Source organism: Brevibacillus brevis NBRC 100599 (assembly GCF_000010165.1).
In the GTDB taxonomy this organism is placed as follows: domain Bacteria; phylum Bacillota; class Bacilli; order Brevibacillales; family Brevibacillaceae; genus Brevibacillus; species Brevibacillus brevis_D.
Map to the genome: position 1 here is coordinate 4,766,188 of NC_012491.1, position 22,885 is coordinate 4,789,072.

The 22,885-nt window shown below is 49.9% G+C and carries 17 protein-coding genes; 2 read left to right on the forward strand and 15 right to left on the reverse strand.

Annotated elements, in window-relative coordinates:
* Genes fdrA through BBR47_RS22610 form a run of 3 tightly spaced genes read right to left on the reverse strand, consistent with a single transcriptional unit; the run spans window position 1 to window position 3,055 of the window.
* Window positions 1-1,545, reverse strand: a complete 1,545-nt coding sequence (gene fdrA, locus BBR47_RS22600; protein WP_015892751.1) for an acyl-CoA synthetase FdrA — start codon at window positions 1,543-1,545, stop codon at window positions 1-3.
* Window positions 1,527-2,438: a DUF2877 domain-containing protein gene (locus BBR47_RS22605; protein ID WP_015892752.1), complete on the reverse strand. Its 912-nt coding sequence runs from the start codon at window positions 2,436-2,438 to the stop codon at window positions 1,527-1,529. Before BBR47_RS22605 ends, fdrA begins: the two co-directional genes overlap by 19 nt.
* An 8-nt stretch (window positions 2,439-2,446) precedes the next feature.
* Window positions 2,447-3,055, reverse strand: a complete 609-nt coding sequence (locus BBR47_RS22610; protein WP_015892753.1) for an ankyrin repeat domain-containing protein — start codon at window positions 3,053-3,055, stop codon at window positions 2,447-2,449.
* A 215-nt stretch (window positions 3,056-3,270) separates the two neighbouring features.
* On the opposite strand from BBR47_RS22610, the gene BBR47_RS22615 reads away from it, so the two are divergent.
* The gene (locus BBR47_RS22615; protein ID WP_015892755.1) at window positions 3,271-4,965 is read left to right on the forward strand and encodes a PucR family transcriptional regulator; all 1,695 of its coding nucleotides are present in this window, start codon (window positions 3,271-3,273) and stop codon (window positions 4,963-4,965) included.
* Window positions 4,966-5,153: 188 nt separating this feature from the next.
* On the opposite strand, the gene BBR47_RS22620 is transcribed toward BBR47_RS22615, so the two are convergent.
* The 3 genes from BBR47_RS22620 to BBR47_RS22630 all read right to left on the reverse strand — a co-directional run bounded on the left by BBR47_RS22620 (window position 5,154) and on the right by BBR47_RS22630 (window position 7,023).
* Window positions 5,154-5,768 (reverse strand): PH domain-containing protein, encoded by a 615-nt coding sequence (locus BBR47_RS22620; RefSeq protein WP_015892756.1) that lies wholly within the window; start codon window positions 5,766-5,768, stop codon window positions 5,154-5,156.
* Window positions 5,769-6,139: 371 nt separating this feature from the next.
* Window positions 6,140-6,697 carry a nitroreductase family protein gene (locus BBR47_RS22625; protein WP_015892758.1) on the reverse strand — a complete coding sequence of 186 codons (558 nt, stop codon included), beginning with the start codon at window positions 6,695-6,697 and terminating at the stop codon, window positions 6,140-6,142.
* 65 nt (window positions 6,698-6,762) lie between these two features.
* The gene (locus tag BBR47_RS22630) at window positions 6,763-7,023 is read right to left on the reverse strand and encodes a hypothetical protein (protein WP_231850509.1); all 261 of its coding nucleotides are present in this window, start codon (window positions 7,021-7,023) and stop codon (window positions 6,763-6,765) included.
* 67 nt (window positions 7,024-7,090) lie between these two features.
* Between BBR47_RS22630 and BBR47_RS22635 the strand changes: the two genes are divergently transcribed.
* On the forward strand, window positions 7,091-7,471 hold the full coding sequence (locus tag BBR47_RS22635) for a RidA family protein (protein ID WP_015892760.1): 381 nt from the start codon (window positions 7,091-7,093) through the stop codon (window positions 7,469-7,471).
* A 60-nt stretch (window positions 7,472-7,531) separates the two neighbouring features.
* On the opposite strand, the gene BBR47_RS22640 is transcribed toward BBR47_RS22635, so the two are convergent.
* From BBR47_RS22640 to BBR47_RS22680, 9 genes are all read right to left on the reverse strand, one after another.
* Entirely contained in the window at window positions 7,532-10,057 is a 2,526-nt protein-coding gene (locus tag BBR47_RS22640; protein ID WP_015892761.1) for an SEL1-like repeat protein, read from the reverse strand.
* A 143-nt stretch (window positions 10,058-10,200) separates the two neighbouring features.
* Complete coding sequence (locus tag BBR47_RS22645) at window positions 10,201-10,938, reverse strand: PIG-L deacetylase family protein (protein WP_015892762.1); 738 nt, start codon at window positions 10,936-10,938, stop codon at window positions 10,201-10,203.
* A 10-nt stretch (window positions 10,939-10,948) separates the two neighbouring features.
* Window positions 10,949-11,965 (reverse strand): N-acetylglucosamine kinase, encoded by a 1,017-nt coding sequence (locus BBR47_RS22650; RefSeq protein ID WP_015892763.1) that lies wholly within the window; start codon window positions 11,963-11,965, stop codon window positions 10,949-10,951.
* A complete protein-coding gene (gene argH, locus BBR47_RS22655) occupies window positions 11,965-13,473 on the reverse strand; it encodes an argininosuccinate lyase (RefSeq protein ID WP_015892764.1) in 1,509 nt (502 codons plus the stop codon). The genes BBR47_RS22650 and argH overlap by 1 nt, the downstream gene beginning before the upstream one ends.
* Before the next feature lie 109 nt (window positions 13,474-13,582).
* On the reverse strand, window positions 13,583-16,114 hold the full coding sequence (locus BBR47_RS22660; RefSeq protein ID WP_081437267.1) for an NEW3 domain-containing protein: 2,532 nt from the start codon (window positions 16,112-16,114) through the stop codon (window positions 13,583-13,585).
* A gap of 119 nt (window positions 16,115-16,233) precedes the next feature.
* On the reverse strand, window positions 16,234-18,753 hold the full coding sequence (locus BBR47_RS22665; protein ID WP_015892766.1) for a PIG-L family deacetylase: 2,520 nt from the start codon (window positions 18,751-18,753) through the stop codon (window positions 16,234-16,236).
* A 53-nt stretch (window positions 18,754-18,806) separates the two neighbouring features.
* A complete protein-coding gene (locus BBR47_RS22670; RefSeq protein WP_015892767.1) occupies window positions 18,807-20,534 on the reverse strand; it encodes an ABC transporter permease in 1,728 nt (575 codons plus the stop codon).
* A 14-nt stretch (window positions 20,535-20,548) separates the two neighbouring features.
* Entirely contained in the window at window positions 20,549-21,625 is a 1,077-nt protein-coding gene (locus BBR47_RS22675; protein WP_015892768.1) for an ABC transporter ATP-binding protein, read from the reverse strand.
* 124 nt (window positions 21,626-21,749) lie between these two features.
* Window positions 21,750-22,874 carry an extracellular solute-binding protein gene (locus tag BBR47_RS22680; RefSeq protein ID WP_041749587.1) on the reverse strand — a complete coding sequence of 375 codons (1,125 nt, stop codon included), beginning with the start codon at window positions 22,872-22,874 and terminating at the stop codon, window positions 21,750-21,752.
* Window positions 22,875-22,885 lie beyond the last annotated feature (11 nt).

A 22,885-nucleotide genomic window follows, 5' to 3' on the forward strand; every position in this document is an offset into this window, starting at 1 on the left:
TTATTCCCCTTTCGCAACAAATTCTCTAGCCAGAAGACCTGCGTTCGTGCTGCTGCTTGCAATCGTTACGCCCGCATCCATCAGCTTCTTCACTTGCTCATCAAAGTTCGGTGTATCGAGGTCTGTACCCAGCACGTAGCCCAGGATTTCCAGGTGTCTGCCCTCCTTGGCAGCATTCGCTTTTGCTTCCAGGATCGCTGGCAGCATCACGCCGACAGGATCTTCATGGGAGCCGAAGCCTAAGATGAAGTCCATCAGAATGACGCCGACGGAAGGATCTTTTGCTTCTTCCAAAAATCTTGCGATGCGCGTGGAAGGATCGATCATTGGGTGCGGCTTGCCATTTGTAAAGTCGTCATCGCCCATGTCGAGGAAAGTGTGAGCCTTGCTCTCATGGATATTTTTCAGCTTGTAGTCTGCTTTCTTTTGGATGTTGCTGTATACATCTTCATACTTGTCCATAGCGAGGTACATGGCTTCGTCGCACAGCGTACCGCCGCAGAACAGCCCGCGAACGTATTTTTGTTCCGGTGTCAGCTTTGCCCGCACTTCTTCAATCAGCGGCCAGTTGAGCGCACGCTTGTTAAGCTCGTCCTCGTTGGCACCAGCCAGCACAACTGCTTTGATTGCTGCTTCCTTGCTCGTCTTTGCAAAATGTCCGCCTGCTTCCAAAACTGGCGTTTCTTCTCCACCAATGAAGTACACAACCACAGGTTTTTTGCAGCTTTTCACTTGCGCCAACACTTTTTCCTGTACACTTGCTGCTGGTGGCTTGGAAATGAGCACGATGACCTTTGTCGCCTCATCCTCTTCCAGTGCTTTGATTCCATCGAGCATCATGATGCCGCCGACTTGCTCGGATAGGTCGCGACCGCCTGTACCGATCAGCTGCGTGATACCGCCGCCGAAGTCGTGAATACGCACGCTCACCTCTTGGCTGCCTGTACCAGATGCACCTACGATCCCGATGTTGCCTTTTCTCACCGCGTTTCCGAAGCACAGCGCCACATTGCCGATAATCGCTGTACCGCAGTCAGGCCCCATCATCAAGAGACCTTTTTCATGCGCGAATTGCTTGAGGGCGATTTCTTCCTCGATGCTCACGTTATCGCTGAACAACATGACATGCAGATCGTTTTCCAATGCTTTTCTCGCTTCTCTCGCTGCGAATGCACCGTTTACCGAGATAACAGCGAGGTTTGCCTCTGGAATGCTGGCTGCCGCAGAATCAATCGTGGAGTATTTGATCTCTGTTGCAGATTTGCTGCCGCCTTTTTTCTTGAACAGCTCTTCGATGGCGATGAGAGCACTTTCGCACAGCTCGTCTGTCGCTGCCTTCACGACGATCATCAAGTCGCTCGTTTTTGCTGCTTCCAGCTCAGGTGTGAGCAAACCGACGTTTTTCAACACCTCTTTATTCATGTCGGTTCCCATCGCGATAACCGCTTGTTCGACACCTTCAATTTGATTCGCTTTTGTAGAGAGAGACATCAGGGACACCGAGTCAAAATACGTGCTTTGCTTGATTACGACTTTGGTAGACATACATTACCTCCAGCTTCTAGATTTCGTTCCAAACCACATAGGATGCCAAGCAGGATATCCGTACCCGACGACGAGCCGATCCTGATGATTTTGTCTAAAGCAGGGACAAGCTCTTCCAAGGAGCCGGATATCATGCATGAAAGCAGGTCATTTAGCGACTCTCTTACTTGTCCATGGGCTGCTTTTTTCAGCGTGATCGCACTGATTTCGTTCGTTAATACTTGGGACGAACGGACGATTTCATCGAAAAATGGGCATGACAAACAAGAGGAAATGTTTTGCATTTTGTATACACTGCACAATCCCACTAAAAAATCGTCACCCGATGGTGTTAACCCCGGCCCCAGTCCGATAAGACTTATCGCATGCTGAGTAGCTGACTCTATGCGTTTGTTCGCCAGATCGTCGGAAAGCATATCTGCACGCTGGATCAGCATACGGGACATCTCTTTCTCAAACGGACTGGCAGGTTGGGAGGACATCTTCATGCCCCCCGTCTTGCCGTATTCGTCTACGTAGTTTTTCGTGAACGCCACATTTCGGCGCAATACTTCTACGGCTTCTATATCACAAGGATAGGAAGGAAGGACCCCTTCCCACTTTGCTGCTTGCTGAATCCATATTCGCAAATCCGATCCGATAACGAGCGTGCCATCTTCCGTAATGACCGGAGTATTAACGGGTAGCCCCAGCTCTGAAAAGCCTTTTACATCAATGATGAGCGTGTTCGGTGCATTGTCTAGCTGATGGTTGCCAATGGTGTACAATTCCCCGTTTTCGCTGCATTTCAGATTGATCGTGCGCTCAAAAGTACTGTGTACGGTCCCGCTAAAGTTTGCTCGTGTCAAACGCTCAAGGAAACCAGCATCGCCAGACAACGCCTGGATGTACATGGGACGCTTTACTTTGCTCCTGCTTCCAGCAAGATGTTTTCGATCTCGGTGTAGCCTTTTCTTCTCGCAAGCTCAAGCGGTGTTACGCCGTATTTATCTACCATGTGCACATTGCAGCCATGCTCAATCAACAGCCTGATGATCGTTTGTTGCTTTTCACCGCCATCACCTAAGATGATCGCTTCGATAAGTGGTGTCCAGCCCACAAAGTTCGTATGGTTTACATTGATGTCAGTCGTCGTTACGAGCTCACGTACGATGTCCACATGACCTTTTTCGGACGCTGGGGTAATCCCTACGCCACCAAAACGAGTCAACAGCTCCAGGTTTGTTCCTGCCTTGATCATCATTTTGACGAGCTCCAGCTTGCCGTTGATGCAACCGAACAAGAACGGGTTGAAGCATGTCTCATCCTGCAAATCTACATCTGCACCTGCTTCTACCAAAAACGATACCGCTTCCAATTTGTCGTTCATCGCAGCAGTCAGAATCGCTGTACGCTTTTGTCTGTTTCTTGCGTTAATATCTACGCCCTGCTCCAGATGCTTTTTCAGTGCTTCGATATTCCCCTCAGCCGCTGCCTCGAGAAATGCTTGTACTACGCTTTTGTCTGTCATAGTAAGCCCTCCATGATCTCGTGATTGAACAACCCGCCAAGATTGGCTCGGTGCTTGCTTTTCAAAAAACAATTAGACAAGCACCACGTACTTACATCATTATTTTAGACAGGGTGGATGGAATCGTCATTGTGTATGGAAACTAAAAAAATCGAGGTTCACTTGTGCACATTGCACAATTACAGGAATCCCTTTGTGGCAAAGGAGTGAACAAGGTGCTGACCATCAAAGATTTGCTTACCATTCAATCCATAGACGGCATCAAAATCATCGCGGGAGAGCAAGGCATTAACAACGTCATCTCCATCGTCAATATCATGGAGAACCCGGATGCTTTTGACTGGCTGTCTTCTAATGAATTACTGCTCTCCACTGGATATATTTTCAAGGACAATCCCGAGCTGCAAAATACAATTATCAAGGAATTGGCGGAGATCAACTGCTCCGGGCTCTGCATTAAGATGCATCGCTATTTCGATCAAATCCCGCAAAACATGATTGATCATGCCAACAAGTATGGACTGCCGCTCTTGGCCCTACCTTTTGAATACACGCTGTCGAAAGTGATTGCGATTATTAACGAGAAAGCCTCCGGGCGCTACGATTTGTTGAATCGCAAAACATTGGACATGCATAACGCCCTGTTTCGCATTGCGCTGGAAGGCGGCGGACTGGATCGCATCGCCTCCGAGCTGTCTGAGACGATCAACAACCCGATCCTTATACTGGACCAGGACTGGCATCTGCTTCATTACACGGAAATCTGGCACAATCCGATTCCGCTTGACTCCTGCCTGACCTTAAGCAAAAACAGGCCTGTTTTTACCCGTGACTTCACGGAGTCCGTGCCGCGAAATATTAGCCAGATCAAAAAGTCGATCAAGCGTATCTACCATGCGAAGGATTATGAGATTAAATGCAGGATTCTACCCGTTGCTGTAGCCAATCACATCTACGGATACATCGTCGTCTGGCAAACCGTTTGGGAGCTTACCGAATTTGACTACATCGTGTTGGAGCAGGCATCCACGATCGTGGCGCTGGAGCGGATCAAGGCGAGGGAAATCGAGGAAGTGAAGCTGAAGATCAGGCAAGACTTTTTCGATGACTTGCTCACAGGTAAAATTACGTCCTCTGACTCGCTGCAAACCTTGTGTGATTTGCACGGACTGCAATCGAGCTACATGTATTTTTGTATGGTCATGAATATCGAGCCGATTGAGCTGGAAAATTTGGAGGATATCATCGATCGCAAATACGAGCTGGATCGGATCGCCAAAAAGTGTGTTGACCTCGTCTATGACAATTCGAGTAAAGCTCCTGGAGAAATCACCTGCTTTTATCGGAACAATCGAATCATTATCCTCATCGGACAAAATGAGCAAAAACCCGTGGTGTCTGCAAGTGAAGCCAAGCAATTCGCGAATGAGCTGTACAGCGCTCTCGTGGATAAAATCAAGAAAACCTTGTTCTTTATTGGGGTCGGACGTCAGTATAAAAACATCGCTTCTCTCCATAAGAGCTTTACCGAAGCACATGAAGCCATCCGCCTAATGCAAAAGTTCAACAGCAAGGGCGACGTCTCTCATTTCGATGATTACTCCGTCTATCATTTCCTGGGCTCCAACATTAAGGACATTGAACTGGAAGACTTCTTTTTGAAGCGTCTGGGGAAGCTGTACGAGCATGATCAAGAGTTCGGTACGAGCCTCATGGTGACCTTGGACAATTACTTTCTGTACAATCAAAACGTCAGTGAAGCGGCCAAAGCGATGTTCATTCACCGCAATACGTTTATTTACCGGATCGAGAAGATCAAGGAGATTTTGAACATGGATTTGAAAAACTCGGAAGAGATGCTTCAAATCCAGCTGGCGCTCAAGATCGGCAAGCTTTTGCACAAGGAGTAACGCTCGAAAGAGCGTTGTCTTCCTGCTGCTGTGGTCGGGCGGTCTCCTTCCAAACATGTGACACACCTTCCCGTACAGCTGATGGGGTGCTCGTTTCGAACTGCTTTGGGAGTGGGGCTTGCCGAAGATTTCGCTTGAATACAAAAAGAGCCTCTTTAAAGAGGCTCTTTTCTCTTAGTTGCTACTGTTTAGTTATGAATGTATTTTTCAAAGACTTTACCAAAGTCTTTCACGACATACTTGTATCGGATGTCCTCCAGCCAATCGAAGGTGTATTGGTTGATGGACTTGAATTGTGAAGCTACGTCTGCTTGTTGTCCAGTTACGCGACTCAGTGTGCTTTGGGCGACGTGGAGGCTTTCTTTTGCATGTTGGAGCGCAAGTTCGTTATCGTGCATAGTCGAGGAGATCTTCACAAGTGCTTTGTAGAGGTCTTTTAATTCCTCCAAATGCTTTTTGTTTACATCGATCGAGTAGTGCTCATTGCCCATCGTGAACTTGATTTCTACATCCAAATCGACGGTTCCGGCTGTTTCCAGATACACGTTAGAGATCGGGTGTGTATGGTAGGAATAGCGGCGCAGCATGCGTTTTTTACTGGTGGCACTCGTTCCATCCAGATGAACTAGACCCAGATTGGTGAAGCAATACTCGTCGGACTTTGATTTGATCAAAAAATAGATTTTCTCATGGTCCTCATGCATGATGTAATCATCAGCGTCCACCTTGTCGTAATCCGCTGGTTTTACCACAATTCCCACATTACTCAAGCCGAGCGCGTCTGCTGCAAGCTTTCCAAACATTGATGAAACAACTCCCCTCGATATGTACGGTGTAACCTTTCCCATTTATACGTCCATGAGGAGGCTTAGTTGCAAAGTGATTCACTCTTTTTTGGAAATGCTTTTCAGTTGTTCAGCAGGATTCCAACCTTCTTGAGGACATCTTCCTTTTGAAAACCAAATACATCCATTACGAATCCAGTTATCTCTCCATGCTTTGTAAACAGACTCCTTATCAGTTACATCATCGTCATCATAACCATAGTGAAATCCACAGCATGGACATATTTCATCGGAGGGTATACCCCTTTCATCGTATGGAGGTTCAAGCAGTTCATTATAATTACAAACAAAGCATCTGTTCAATGAATCATCATCCGTTGGGTGTCATTTTACAGCCAGGTCGTCTTTTCTACCGCTGCTACCCGACTGCTCTCCGGAGCATCTGCCTCGGGGTAGCCAATGAACAGCGTGCCTACGACCTTTTTATTTTCGGGCGATCCAAGGAATTGCAGCAAGCGCTCGTCGCGAACCAAGCCGACTCCTCTCGTGCGCCAAACCATGCCCAGTCCCAGTTCCTTCGCTGCCAGCCACATGGAGTGAATCGCGCAGCAAACCGCGTATTCATTATCCTCTGAGGATGCTTCGTCCCCTGGGATCACATCAGCGGTGGCAACAATGACGAGCGGTGTTTTTTCCAGAACAGCCAAGGAATCCTGCACGAGATTCGGCTTGGTTGGAAAACGCTCCAGCAAAAATTCCTTCGCGATTTCCTTGAACCGCAGCTTCGCTTCTCCTCTGATCACGTAGAAATGCCACGGTTGACGCAAGCGGTCGTTCGGGGCTAGCACTGCGCAATCTAGCAACGCTTGGATTTTTTCAGTTTCTACTTCTTTTGGAATATAGTTACGCACGGCTCTTCTGCTTTTGAGTGCCTCTAGTACGGACATGCTGGTTCCTCCTCGTTTGTACCATTTTCTTACCAATCCCAATTATTATATCGTATAGGCACCCATCAACGGGAATGAATCGCTAAATGTGCCTGGTGTTCGTCTTCTTTTGCCACGTAAATATCATACTGCTTATGATCTTGTTCTTGGGGCAACATCCCCATGTCTCCCCCTAAATGACGAACTGCATGAGAATGAATGCGTGTGCGAAAACGAATGCCATGAGCACTTAGCTTGTTTACCACGCGTATGTATCCTTCATGACCAAACGCAGTGTGGATCAAGCACTTGTACTTGGAAAAAAGGGTGAGAAAAAAATCCATCATCCGCTCCACTCCCCTTCTTTTTTGTAGTATATTCCTATTATTGCGGAAAAGAGAGGGGCATTCTCCTATGAATCGAAAGAAAGTGTTCACGGGTTCGCCTTGGGAACCTGTCGTGGGCTATTGCCGCGCAATTCGAGTCGGCGACCGTATTGAAGTGGCTGGCACCACTGCCATGAAGGACGGGGAAGTCGTTGGTTTGGACGATGCCTATGTACAAACGCGGTTCATCCTGGAGACGATTGAAAAAGCATTGCGAGAACTAGATGCTGATTTGTCTCATGTGGTAAGAACGCGGATGTTTGTAACGGATATCAGCAAGTGGGAAGAGATCGGAAAAGCACATGGAGAGTTTTTCCGCGAGATTCAGCCAGTCGCTACGATGGTTGAGGTCAAGGCATTGATTGACCCGCGTCTACTCGTTGAAATTGAAGTGGAAGCCGTTGTTTAGCATGCTGGTTAGTTGGAAGCGGACCGACGACTTTTCCTGTCGATCCGCTTTTTGCTTTTTCTACGATTGTGTGAGCTCCTCAGGGATATCAAGACCTGCCTTTTCTGCTTCTTCGAGGTGATGTTTCGCCAGAAGCTCGTCCACATATTGCGCTTCATTCTGGTAAATCCTTGCCAGCTCGATATGCGCATGCGGGTAATCTCTTTCCAAAGCAGCATGAAAATATGTGATGGCGGCGTCGATATTTTTGGCTGTACCATACCCATTACTGTAGAAAATCCCCAAATTATAGGCACTGAAATCGCTGCCTGCTTCGTAATCCTGCTGATAATAATGCAGCGCCTTTTCATAATTCCCTTTTGAATCATGCAAATAGCCAAGCCATTCAAAAACCGGAGAGCCTAATACCTCTCCCTGTTCATAATGCCAGAGAGCTTTGTCCAAATCTTGCGGCACCAGCTCCCCGTCATAATAGGTGGCGCCAAGATTGTTGTGAGCCAGCGCATGACCGTGTTCTGCCGCCTTGCCCATCCAGTACATAGCCTGATCGGCATCAGGCTCCGTGCCTATCCCGTGTCGATAGCAACAGCCTAATCCATTCATAGCATGGTGGTTGCCTGCCGCAGCCCCTAATTCATACCAGTAAAAAGCTTTATCAGCATCCTCGAAGCCTTCTAGACTGTAGTACATATGAGCAAGGTTGTTCATGGAGGGGGCATAGCCCTTTTTAGCAGCATGCGTATCGTACAGAATGGCTTTCTCATAATCACCTGCTTCATACGCTTCCATGCCCAGGTTGTACAACGTTTCCACCGGCGTGTACTGATCTATGCTGTCACCATCGGATTGCTCCCCTTTGGCATAGTCCAGCAGTCGCTTGCGAACCTCGGCATCAAAATAATAGCTGTAATAACGATCGCAGGCTTCCTCCAGAACAAGCGTTTTATCTGCCCTCGACAGGCCGTACTCGCTTACTAAATAAACGTCGTGACCCTTGAAGGCATAAGCAAAACCCTCGACCAGTGCCTTTTTCACCACCAGATCGAATTCGAAATCACTCCATCGCTTTTCCGGCGATAAGGCAATGCTCCATAATCCATTTCTCTTCAAAGCATACGCATCCTGATGCAGCCAAAAAATGTTCTCATAATCGTCTAAGGGGAATAACCAAGCTGGTTGATCGGCATCCCCATGAAAAACGCCTAGCTTTCCATCTTTTTTCGCCAGCACCTGATTGCCCTGTCCAGCCTCCGTGTACACCTGTAAATCAATCAGTTCATCATATTCGTACGGCAGCAAAAGGCTCTCCTGCTGCTTGCCATAAGCGGCGTACTTCTTCCCCTTGCGCAGAACGAGCAGATTCGGAAAATGGGTTTGCCGATTCAATTTATCGAAGCCGGATGCTCCGACAGTGCCATCTTTTTTGTATAAGGTGCTATGACTTGCACCCTTGTGTGGTTTGACGAGGATAAGCCCTTCGTCGATCCGTTCCACCGCCGCCAGAGGGAATTCCCCGACGTATTTCCAATATTCGTTAAAGATTTTCCGATTCTTCCTGCCTTTGACTGCCGTATGGTAAAAGCCGTCTCCGCACTTGAAAGCTTCTTCATGCTCAAAATCTATCGTTACAGAACCAGATTCGTCCAGAACGCCCCACTTTCCGTCTTTCTTTGCCGTATGAAATCCTTGGTAATCAAGCAGTTCTAGCTCTTCATAGTGGATAGGGACAATCGTTTGGCCTTCCAGATTGATCAGACCATATCGACCATTTCGTTTGACAATGGCACAAGCAGAGCCGTATTCAAAATCGTAGGCATCCTCCCACTCTAATGGAATGACGATTCTCCCGGATTTATGTACATAGCCGTATTTGCCATCTCGGGCAACCACGGCGAGATCTTCGGAAGCGAAATCGTAAAAGGCATCGAACTGAGGGGCGAGCAATACGTTTCCCTCTGCGTCTTTGAGACCTAGCAAGCCAGCTTCCTCAAAAATCTCCACGTCAGGTTGTTCTTCATAAGGCTGCCAGATGTGTCCCCAGCCGTATTGGTAGTCTTCATAATTGAGCAGCTCGGCAAAAGAACGAAAGCCCGGGTTCACGTCCATCAATTCGGAGTAGTTCAGCAGTGAGATGTCATCGTTGTCCATTGCCTTTGTCATGATCTCGTTGTTATGGGCAATATTGGCGCGCAGGGTTTCCGCCTGCTCGTCATGAGGGATGTCATCCATATTGAATACGTCCCAAGCATCGATGTGAAAATACGGAAGCGTTCGTTTTTCCAGATAGCTGAAAAGCTGATTTCTCGCTTCCGAAAATGCTTCTTTGTTACCGATTAACCCTTCCTGTCTCTCCAGGAAATCGTAGAATCGCTTCACGTTTTCGATGCCTGCCTGCGCGTCGTAATAGAGTCCGGAATTGTCCGGTTCGGTATGGTTGTTGTAATTATTTCCGGCGATTGAACCACCTTCTATGAAGAGCGGTTGCAAGAGTAGGGGGACTTCATAGCCCCATTCCACCATCATCGTGTCGTTGTCTTGCGCTTGAGAAGGCTCACTGACGTTATAAACATAGACTCTGTGTGACATGTCTTCTCTCCCTTTGATTTCCAATTGCTTCTGATAACATTGTAAGCAAATCTAGCAGGGCAAAACAATCCGACTGATGGGCTATCCAATGAAAAAGGCTGACTAGCAAAAATCATGCTGGTCAGCCCTTTCTACTTTTTAGATTACAGGTCAATGAGAGGAATACTCCCACCCACACTAACGGGCTCGATCGCCTTGCCCGCCGAGCGCACCAATGTAAAGTACTCATAGCAGCCAATGACACCAAAGTCCCCATCGATCACACCCGGATAAGCGCGATTCACGGAATACTCCTGACTTAAGTGAGCCTTCAGCGCCTCTCCTTTTTGTATCCGATAGCCCGAAATATCGACCTTGCCTGTAATCGGAACCGCTGGCTTTGGACCATGATCCGGGCAATGATCGTAGTAGTGCGGGATCGAAACATAGTACAGATCAGGATATTCTGCCTGCGTCAAGCTCGCTTCCGCTTGTTTGACGGCTCGTGTCGTTGCCTCGCACGTGACGATATGATCGGGATGGCCCGTTACCCCGTCCGGCGGAAACGTAACAACGACATTCGGCTTCCATTCTTCTATCGCTTCCCGAATCTTATCTACCAGCTCATCCAGATCGGCATTTTGCAAGGAACCATCCGGGTACCGGAACAATTCGAGACGACTGATTCCCAGCACTTCCGCCGCTGTTTTCAGCTCTAGCTCTCGATGTTTTGCCAGCTTTTCTCTACAATCGATTTCGAATGGACCGCTGCGTCCTTTGCAGCCGGAGGTAATGCACAAATAACACGTTTCATGTCCGGCGTCCTTGCACTTTGCCAACGTTCCCCCGCAGGCAAAAGACTCATCGTCCGGATGGGGGAAAACGACCATTACTTTTTTCATTTCTGACACCTCACTCGCCGCCCGATTGGCGTTCTAGATAAGCCAATCCTTTTGCTATGACACCGTAAATCGGATCGTTTTGCGCATTTTCGATGACGACCTGAGAAGCGTACTCTCGGACGTGCTCTACGACGATCTCTCGCACGCGATCATCGTTTTGCAAAACGCCTCCCTGCATAATCATCTGAAACGGCTTGGCTTTCATTTGCAACGTATCAATGACCGCCCGAGCAGCATTGAAAAGCTCTTCGCCTGCAACCTGCAAGATAGCAACTGCCACCTTATCTCCGGCGAGTGCAGCCTGGCTGACTAGCGGCGATAGCTCTCCTACCTTCTCGACGGAATAATGCTCACTGTACGTCCAGTTAAATAACTCATCTACGCGTCCCAGTCCAACGTGCGGGAGGAGCAGCTCCTTCAATGCAGTCGGCTCGCCGCGGCCATCTGCTGCTTTTAATACCGCCATAATTGCTTGCTTACCGATCCAGTAGCCGCTGCCCTCGTCACCGACCCGATGTCCCCAGCCTCCTGCTCGCGCCGTTTCCTGTTCATCATTTACACCAAAGGCAATCGAGCCAGTGCCTGCGATAACCAGAATGCCGGGGCTGCCTCCGGTCGCACCGAGCAAGGCCGCAAACCCGTCGTTTTCCACAATCAGCTGCTGGACACGAATACCGAGCTGGTGCAGCACCTTGCTTACCATCCGCGAGATCACCTGTCGATCATACTCCGTATCCAGACCAGCGATCCCGAACACCGCGCACTCGATTTCCCATTCGATTGGTCCATCCGGGGTCGGAGTGCCGTTCATTAAAGGGGCAACTGTTTGACGAGTGACCGCATCGGCCAGAGCTTGGCTGATTGCTGCAACCAACTCACGAGCTGCCGCTTCCTCCCCGATTCCTTGATAATTGCATGAACCGGAGCGTCCTGCACCGATTTCCTTTCTGGAGCGGTCCACCAGTACCGCCAGACACTTGGTGCCCCCTCCGTCCACTGCCAGAAGAGGTATTCGCACCACTGCCATTACCCCACACTCCATTCAGCTGTCATCTGATCAAGCCCTTTCATCACATTCGCATTCGCCTGCTTTTTCTGTGTCAGCCATTCTGTTTCCTGCTGGAGTACCGCTTGGCGAACGGCGATCATGCGCTTCATTTCCTCTGGATTTGGTCCACCAGGAAGCTTGCGGATCATTACGAAATGAACGGGGTCAAGCGCCAGCCTGAGCTCTTCTGCTGTGAGCGACAGCTCCCGCCCGATTACTTCTATAGCTGCACGGTTTACCAGCTCCAAGCTGATTTGATTTGCAGCGAGCTGCTCGCTCATCGCTTCTTTTACCACACGACTCACGATGTGATGAGATTTGCGGAACGAAAGCTGATCCGTGCGCACCAATGTATCCGCGAGCTCAGTGACGGTCGCAAAGCTGCCCTTTGCCCGCTCCAAGAGGACGTCCTTGTTCACTTCCATCGTCCCCACAACACTCGCCATCAAGCGATACATCTGCTCGAGCACTCCCATGCTCCGCCACGCGTATGGCTGCATGTCATCCTCGGTATCCACGATATCGCCAAAAGGCGTATTGTGCATCATCGTAAGCACTGTCGTCGCATTGCCTGCCGCACTGGACAACAGCGAGCGCATATGTTCAAAGGAAACCGGATTGCGCTTTTGCGGCATGATGGAGCTGATCTGCACGTACGGACTTGCGACTTTTAACCCCGCGAATTCCTGTGTGCACCAGAGCAGCATATCTTGAACCGTACGCCCCAAATTAATGGCTGCTAATTGTACAGCTGTCGCTACTTCCCCTAAATAATCCGCGCCGCAGACTGCATCATAAGAATTTTCCACCAACTCATCAAATCCGAGCAATTCGCGCATCCGCTCCCGGCTGATCGCAAAGCCAGAAGTCGTCAATGCCGCTGCCCCCATGGGTGAGCGATTGACCGTGTGATAGGCTTGAATCAGTCGCTTGATATCACGGCTGAGCATGTCAGTAGCCGCCATGATGTAATGCGCCATTGTCGTTGGCTGAGCCTGCTGTGTATGTGTGTAGCCAATCATAATCGTATCCACATGCTCATTTGCAAAGAGGAGCAAATGCTCTTTCAGATAGAGGGCAGAAGTCAAGGTCACCAACAATTTTTCGCGCAGCACCATGCGGTATATGGTAATCCCCATATCGTTGCGGCTGCGGGCCAGATGCAGATTTCCTGCCACATCAGGAGCCAGTTCCAGCAAACGGCTCTCTACCTGAAAGAACAAATCTTCAAACTGCCCGGTGTAATGCGATTGGCGCAGCTCTTCCATTTCGATTCCACACAGTGCACCAGCAATTCTTTTGGCCTCATCGTCTGTGAGCAATTCTTGTTCACGAAGCATGATCAAATGTGCCTTGTTGATCGCCATCATCGGATGCAGCAAATGGTGCTTTGCTTCATTAAATGCAGGCTCCAAAACCGCCTCCACGTATGTCTTGCCAGGGAAACTGGCTCCCTCCTGTTGAAAAATTCGCTCTCTGTAATTCATCTTTCTTGCATCTCCTTCCTACCCATTCGTAAGCTGCTTCTATTTTTGCGTCTGATTTTCTTTTAGGAGGGAGGCGACCGCCGAACGATCGCCTTCCCTTCTACTATGATTACTGCTGTGGGCTGATCATGTTGACAAACAATCGGATCGCACCCGGTACGAGTGACGGAATTTCGCGATACCACACAAGCGAGCTGTAGGTATATGTTCCTTTTCCATACTTGGCAGTGAGGTACGTACCCGTAAATTCCTTCTCGCCTTCGTCGCCATTCGAGATTAGCTCGGTGAATTCCTTGCCCCATTCAGATGGATTGTAAGCGGAACGATCCTGAATCCAGTTATCCCAATCTTTCTCCGTGATTTTGTTTGGCGAATGGAATAATGCATGATCAGACGCCAATACTGTCACTTTGGAGGTTTCGTCTGTGACACGCCATTGAATCAGCGGAGCACCGATTTTGATCGGATAAGGAGCCAGCTCCGGCTTCCATTTATCCTCTGGCTTGTGGTATTGCACGACCAGATTTCCGCCGTTTTCCACGTATTTGAGCAAGCGTGCATTCGAAGGAATCAGCTCAGGTCGGAATCCATAAGCGCGAATGCCCAGCACGATCGTATCGTATTGATCCAGATCGCCAGACTCAATGTCTTTTGCCGACAGATTGGTCACATTGACTCCCAATTGGGACAAATACTGATCGATATTGTCAAAGCCACTGGATACGTAACCGACCTTCAGTCCTTCCGGCACCTTCAGGTCAAATGCCTGGATGGCAAGTGTCGCTGGTTGGACAAAGTAAGTCGTGCCGATATGCGGGTAACGGATGACCTGGGCTCCATGTCGGCTCTCTTTTCCACTGCCAGACGCTACTGCTGTCACCGTATACTTATCCGGTTGGACCGAAGCGTCTGCTTTGATCGTAAAGGCAACGGACTTCGTTTCTCCCTTGGCCTCAAAGGCGAGCGGTGCTGCTTGTGGCTCCACGCTCCAGCCTTTTGGTACATCGAGAGAGATGACTGTTTTCGCTGCACCTGGATTGTAGTTTTTCACTGTAACCTTGACCGGGATTGGCTCCTCCGGCTTCTGCGTATTCAAAACCGTCGCATTTGGACTCAGCACCATAGAAAAAGATGGAAGAACTGCAATGGCATCTGCTGGTGTCACATGGCTATTCGCCGTCGCGCCTGCAAAGCTGTAGCTGACGTCTGCTGTAATGGCAGGAGCGGCATACGGTTGGAACAGAGCAGCATCAGAAGGAACTGTGACATCAAAGGTTGTCTTCACTGTCTGATTGTAGCCGAGCGATGAAAAGCTGGTGGTCGATTGCGGCTTGGCTTGCCAGCCTTTTGGTACATTTAGCGCGAGATTGATCTTCCCGACTTTTGCTTGGCCGCCGTTGTAAGCCGTGACCGTTACTTTTGTCGTTTGGCCTGCTACCAGTTCAGTTGTCTCAGGCTTTACTTTCGTTACGAGCGAGAGCGCTTCGGCACTCGCTTTGTTCAGCTGGGATTTCTTCACTCCCAAACGATGGCGCAAGTCTGTTTTCGTGTCAGTTGCCAGGGAGGAGGCTTCGACTGCTACCGTCGCTTTTTCCACATCCGCCAGCATCTCATGCGCTTCCTTGGCTACTGACGCAAAGCTTGGGTACGCAGCAATGACCTCTGCGGCATCCTTTTGCAGCTTTTTCAGTTCACCCGCGACTTTTTCCCCGCCAGACTGGCTGGCAACGTCCTTGGCTAAATCGTCAAATGAATAGGCAATTCCCTCAAAAAAGTCTGCTTCCTTGTCTTTTGTCTCTACGATGGATTGATCGAGCTTGTAATAATTGAAGCTTGGCCCTTCGTCATAGTGGCGTCCCATGCCCTGGCTCTTATGCATGAAACGGGATTCTTCGCCGAGTTGGACGTAAGAGGCACCATAAATTTCGTCATAGTCGCCCACAGGCACCTTGACCGAGTAATCCTGTTCCTTTGCAGGCAGATACAGCTTCTTCACCTGCCAAGGAGCCAAGCCTTCCTTTGCATGCTGTGGAAAAACGTTTGGATCTGCGGCATCCTTGAATGCCCGCACCGTAATAACATTAATGGCGCGATGATGACCGTGAGTCGAAGGTTCGTTCAAAAATGCGGGAATCACGACATCGGGTCTCAGTGTCCGGATACGACGGATGAGCTTTTCATACGCGACATCCTCGCCCCATTTTTGCAAGGTTTCATCCGGGCTTTTGGAAAAGCCGAAGTCAAAAATAGGGTCATCGATTTTTTCACTGAGGTTCTCCAGATGGATGTTCGTGATTTTGGAAGCTTCCTGCAATTCGCGGGTACGAATAATCCCCAGCGCATTACCCAGCTCGCTGCCTATCTCGTTCTGTCCTCCCTCGCCTCGGTTCGCAATGACACTGGATGTGTCCACCCCTTTGCCAAGCGACAAGTACGCGAGCATTGAACTGTGCTCATCGTCCGGATGTGCTCCAGTGTTCATCGCACTGGCAATCGTGGTGAGCGGCTTGATGGCTTTCCACAGGTCGACAACCCCGCGGTCTGCATGGGCGGTCTCGGGTGCTATCGGCATAATCAGACTCGTGGCCAGCACCGCAGCAGTCGTAATCGTGTACAGCTTGGCAAGTTTCCCCTTACTCAATGAACGTTCCTCCATTCCATTTTCAGATTGATGTCTATATCAATCATGGCGGTCTGTACGTTTGCATTTCATTGATGTAGCCATGGATCGACCCACGTTGGCCCGGAGTGGATGGGGCATTACTGCTTCTGACTGATCATGTTGACGAACAAACGAAAAGCGCCAGGGACTAGCTGTGGAATCTCGCGGAACCAGGCAAGTGAGCTGTAGGTGTACGTCCCTTTTCCATAGTGCGCCGTGAGGAAAATGCCGCGGAACTCCGGTTCGCCTGGATCACTTGTCGCAATCAGCTCGGTATACTCGCTCCCCCAGCGAGAAGGATTGTAGATGGAGCGCTCCTGCACCCATCCATCCCAGTCCGCTTGGGTAATCACGTTTGGCTCCTGGAACATCGGATGGTCAGGGGCCAGCATACGGACGTCTGATTGCTCATTGGTCACCCGCCAATCGATCAGCGACTCGCCGATAAAAATGGGGTATGGCGCCAAGTGCGGCTTCCATTTGTCCTCCGGCTTATGATATTGAACGACGAGATTTCCGCCGTTTTCTACATAGTGCAAAAGACGCTGGTTGCTTTCGATTAATTCGCGACGGAATCCATATGCACGAATACCGAGAACAATCGTGTCGTAGCGGGACAAATCGCCCGATTGTATTTCGTTTGCGTCCAGATTGAGGCAATTCACCCCAACCGCGGGCAAGTATTTATCCATATTGTCAAAGCCGCTGGATACGTAGCCGATCCGCTGGTTTTTCGGGATGGCCAGATCAAAGGCTTGAACAGTCAGCGTAGCGGGCCGGATGAAATACGTGCGACCGACATGCGGGTATTCAATGACCTGCACATCCTGTGCTATCTCTGTCACACCATCTGTCCCCACGACCGTAGCGCTAATCTGATATTTGCCATTCGTCACCTGCGGTGTGGTATGAACAGTAAAAGCGATTGTTTTCGTCTCGCTGCGAAAAGAAAACGGAACATCGACAAAGGCTGGCTCCGCTGTCCACCCTGCTGGGACAATGAGAGCGACCTTGGCTGTAGAGCTTCCCGGACGGTACTGTTTCAGTGTTACCTTAACCGGGATCGTCTCATCCGTATGCAGCGTGTTTCGCACGACATCTGACGGGGTCAGCGTCACCGCATACGGTGGAAGCACAGCCACACGGCTTTCCGGCTCCACACGAATTGTACTGGCTGTCTCGAAGGCGAAATAGAGCACCTCGACATCGAGCACGGGCGGCTTGTAAGGATGGAACAGCTCCGTCTGTGCAGGAATCGATACCTCAAATACGGTGCACACCGTCTGATTGTAAGCAAGTCGTGGAAACGCAGTTGGGGTCAGCGGTTTCGCCGTCCATCCAGCAGGGACACGCATACGCAGTTGCACATGCTCAACCTCCAGCGAGCCGCCGTTGTACGCCGTTACGGTAACCGTTGTCGTCTGGCCTGCCACCCACTCGCCCGTCTCCGGCTTGATTTTCACGACCAAAGACAGAGCCTCCGCACTCGCACGGTTGAGCTGCGCTTCCTTGAGTCCTAGCCGATACATCAAATCCATCTTTGTTTCTTCATCAAGTGGAGCCTTGCGCACTTCTTGTTGTGCAGTCGCAAGCAAAGCCTTCATGCGGTGAACCCTTTGTGCTACTTCAGCAAAACGCGGGTAGGCATTCAATACATCTGTTGCCGCATCGTGCATACGGTGCAGCACTTCCGCGAGTTCTTTCCCGCCTTTTGCAGCAATACCCTGCGCCAGATCAGCAAAACTGACGGGCAATCCGGAAAAAAAGTCGCGCTCTTTTTCCGGTGCCGGAAAAACCGATGCATCCAAGCGGTAGTAATTGTAGGTCGGGCCTTCATCGTAATGAACACCCATCCCCTGTGTCTTATGCATAAACCTCGATCGCTCACCAAGCTGCACATAGGATGAGCCGTAGATTTGGTCGTATTCCCCGACGGGTACCGCGACGTGATAATCATCATTGTCCATGATAGGCAAATACAGCTTTTTCATTTGCCACGGCAAAAGTCCAGCCTGCCTATGCGCAGGAAAGATCTGTGGATCGGCTGCTTCGTGGAAAGCTCGCTGTGTCAGTAACGTAATCGCCCGGTGATGTCCGTGTGTCGTCGGTTCATTTTCAAAGCAGGCGATGACGACATCGGGGCGCAGCTCCCTGATTTTTCGAATCAATCGCTCATACACAACCTCTTCGCCCCATTTGCGGAAGGTTTCTTCGGCGCATTTGGAGAACCCGAAATCATGAATGGGATCATCCAGCTCTTCGCTTAAGATACCCAGCGTCACGTTGCTAAGAGAGGAGGCTTCTTCCAGCTCACGCGTCCGGATAATCCCCAGCGCGGTACCTTGCTCGCAGCCGATTTCGTTTTGGCCGCCTTCCCCTCTCGTCGCGATCACACTCGTGGTATACACGCCTCTCCCCAGCGCCAAATAAGCAAGCATGGCACTGTGCTCATCGTCTGGATGGGCCCCTGTATTCATGGCACTGGCAATAGTAGCGAGCGGCTTGATCGCTTTCCACAGATCGAGCAGTCCGTGTTCCCCCTGCATGGTGCGAACAGATGCGGGAATAGGCGGGCAGGGCAGTTTGGTCGGCTGTACGATCGGTGATTTCTTGTCCATCGATTCACTGACATCCACGTGAAGCTCCCCCTTTTTGACGAAGGCATCCAGCTTTACACGGCAGTTCCCGCTTTATCTCCGGTCAGTTTTCTGGAGATGAACAGCACGATGATGATGACCACGATTTGCAAGACACCATAGGCGCAAGCGGTGCCGAATTCATTACTGTACATGCGTTGGAATACCGCGACAGACAATGGCGTTGTCTTCGATGTGAAGATCAGAATCGAAGCCACGAACTCCCCGATACACTGGACGAATGCCAAGAGCGTACCTGCGAGAATTCCCCCCCATGCCATCGGGAACACGACACGTCTGAAGCTGTACCACCAGGAAGCACCGAGATTTCGCGCAGCCTCCTCGACAGATGGGTCCATCTGCATCAAGGTCGCATTGGTAGAGCGAAACACAAGTGGCAGATGTCGGACAAAATACGCCAATGGGATAATCCAGAATGTTCCGATCAACACCTGTCCAAAGCTAAATGCATTCGGCTCGCTGAACGCAGCAATCAGGTTGATCGCTACAACTGTCCCTGGCAATGCCCATGGCAGCATGATCAATACATCAAGAAGCGTTTTCCCGCGAAACTTGAGGCGAACCATGGCATATGCCGCAGCTACACCGAAAATGACGATCCCGACTACCGCGATAGCAGACAACTGCAAGCTGTTGAGAATCGGACGCCATGTCTTGCTATCCGTGAACAAATCCATGTAATGCGACAAGGTATACTCAGGAGGTAATATTTGCACCGTCCAGGTACCATCCACTGAGAAGGAAATGAGTACCAATACGAGAATTGGCAGCATCAGAATGATTGTACCGATAAAAGACAGCACAATCGTGGTGTAGCGTCCCGCTTTACTCTTGATCTCAGTACGGTGCACGCTGACCCCTTTGCTCAAGTTCTGGTAGTTGCGCGCGCCTTGATACCAACGCATGATCAAAAGAAAAGCCACAGAAACAATCGAAAGAATCGTAGACTGTGTCGCAGCCATGTCCAAATCTCCATTGGTGCGAGACAGATAGATTTGCATCGTCATCGTCCGGTCAATGCCGAAAATGAGCGGTGCCGTATAAGAAGCCATCGAAATCATGAAAACCAACAGAGAAGACGCGACCATGGCTGGCGTGAGCATCGGCAAAATAATGCGCCGCCAAACGGTAAAGCGATTCGCTCCAAGACTGGCTGCTGCTTCTTCCAAGGACGGGTCGAGTCCCTTGATTGCTGCTGTAGCGGTCATGAAGAAGTAGGTGTACATCGTAAACGTATGAACGACGACCACACCCCACATTCCTTTTAACGAGAAAGGAACCTGGGCAAGCCCGAACAGCTCTTTGATTGCCCGTGGAACGATTCCGCTTTCTCCGTACAAAAAGGTAAACGAGAGAACACCAATGAGTGGAGGCAACGCCATCGGAACCAAAGCCAGCACAGAAAGAATTTTTCGTCCGGGAAACTCATAGCGCTCCAATAAAAACGCCATCGTAACGCCGACGATTCCGCACGTAATGACACTCAGAACCGATATGTAGATACTGTTCCACAACGCTTCCAGGTTGGCGGTATGCTCCAGACTGAAGAAGCGAATGTAGTTTTTCCACGTAATTTCCTCATCGATTTTGATACTCGCAACGAACGTTTCGAACAATGGATAAACGACATAAGCCAACAATATTAAAAAGAGTGGCGATACCAGCACGTAGACGAAGGCGGGTGAAGCGGTGATGGACTTTCGTCTGGCTGCTGTCGGCGCTTGTTGCAACTCTGCTCTCAAAAGCTTCTTCCCCCTTATCCGGCAAAATAAATGCTCTCTTTCGGTATATGTAGGCCGATAGCATCACCGCGCTGTTTAATCGGTCGTCCCAGGTTGATCGACATGCTGCGCAGGCTCTCCGTTCCTACCTCCGTGACGTAATTGACACACGCCCCTGTAAATTCAGACATGACAACAGAGCCTGTTACTACATTTTGTCCCTCGTTGCCTGTACTCTCCAGAACGGATTCAGGACGAATGGACATGGTTACTTTCTCCCCAACTGACAGCTGTGCACGTGGAGAAGCATTTCCCTTCAATCCACTGAGCATTTGTCCAGAAGCCGTGCGAACCAGCACTTCATCGCCGTCAAACCCTGCAACTGTCCCTTCCCACAGATTCGTCTCGCCGATAAAAGAAGCGACAAAACGGTTTACAGGACGATGGTAAATCTCATGCGGTGTTCCGATCTGTTGCACTTCTCCGCTCTGCATGACCATGATTCGATCTGACATCGACATCGCTTCTGCCTGATCGTGCGTGACGTAAATCGTCGTGATCCCCAGCTCCAGCTGGAGTCTCTTGATCTCGAAGCGCGTCTCTTCACGAAGCTTCGCATCCAGATTGGACAGCGGCTCATCCAACAGCAGAATCTGCGGCTCGATGACCAGCGCCCGTGCCAGTGCTACCCGTTGTTGTTGTCCCCCAGAAAGCTGATCAATGCGGCGTTCGCCATAGCCTTCCAGACGGACCAGCTTCATGATTCGTTCTACACGCTCTTTTGCATCTGTTTTGTTCACTTTCCGAACCTGCAAGCCAAACGCGATATTTTCAAAAACAGTCATGTGCGGGAACAACGCGTAGTTTTGGAATACCATCCCGGTATTGCGCTTATGGGGAGGAAGAGATGTGACTTCCTGTGATCCAAAGCGGATATGGCCTTCCGTTGGATAATAAAAGCCGGCAATCATGCGCAGAGTAGTCGTTTTGCCGCAGCCACTCGGACCGAGAAAAGTAAAAAACTCTCCAGATTCGATATGAATGTGAACATCTTCGACCCCTTTTGCCTGACCAAACCTTTTGTAAACGTGATCAAGTGTTACGCTGCTCATCGGGTTGTGTTTCCTCCTTCATCGCAAGTCATTTCAAGCTGACGACCGTTTTCAAACAACTTCTATAAGTGACTAGACGGAAAGGACAACGCCTTCCCGCCTAGCTGCTTGGAAAAAATCTTTCTTACTTCTTGCCTTTCCCCTTGATGTTTTCATCCCAATGCTGCATCCACTCTTTTTCTTTTGCAGCCATGACAGCCCAATCGATTTCCATTGGCTTCAGCTCGAGATTTTTCATGAAGTCTGGCAACTGGTCCTTGCTGATGTCTGTACGAGATGGGAACTGGAAGCGTTCCTTCGCCAATTGGGCAGCTATTTCAGGACTCATCAAGAATTCCATGAACTTTTTCGCTCCATCCAGGTTCTTCGCGCCTTTTACGAGAGCCACGCCGTCTACGAGAATCGGTGCCCCGCTCTTCGGATAAATGAAGTCATACGGATGGTTGTTCTTTTTGCTTTGGATCAGAACGTCCTGAAGGTTCCACAAGGAGATGACGCCCTCTTGACGATCCAGCTTCAGATACAGATTTGTCGGGTCTTGCGTGTATTCTTTTGTATTGGCATCGAGCTTGGTCAGCCATTCAAAACCTTTTTCAGGAGTATCCGCCCCTTGACGGAAGATCATTGCGGAATAAATGGTACGCATTGTGCCGGACGGCAGTACGTTTCGGATCACGATCTTGTCTTTGAATTTCGGATCGATCAATTCGTCCCAATCTTGCGGCGCTTCTTCTGGCTTCATCACCTGCGAGTTGTACATGATGACCTCTGGCAAAAGCATTTCGCCGTACCAGCGATCTTGCGAATCTTTGTACAAATCTGGAACCTTGTCTGCAAAAGTCGGCTTGTATGGCTCCAGCAGATCTTCATTGGCCGCTGTTGCTAGAGCAGATTGGGTACCGCCCCACCAGAAGTCAGCCTGCGGGTTCGCCTTCTCTGCACGAACGCGCTCCAAAATTTGTTGTGCACCCATTTCGAGTGTCTCCACTTCAATGTTCGGGTACTTTTCTTTGAATTTTGGCAACACGATTTCAAAAATGTTTTTGTCCCGTCCTGTGTAAATCACCAGTCTTTGTGGGTCACCCGATGAATCAGCAGGTTGAGCAGCCGTGCCAGATTGGCCGCCAGCGCTGTTATCGGCAGGCTTTGCTTCCTGTCCTCCAGTGCCGCACGCAGCTACAGTCAGAGCCAAGGAGCTGACAAAAACGCCCTTCATCCATGTTTTCAGCTTGCTAGTTGTCTTCTTCAAAACGAACTCCC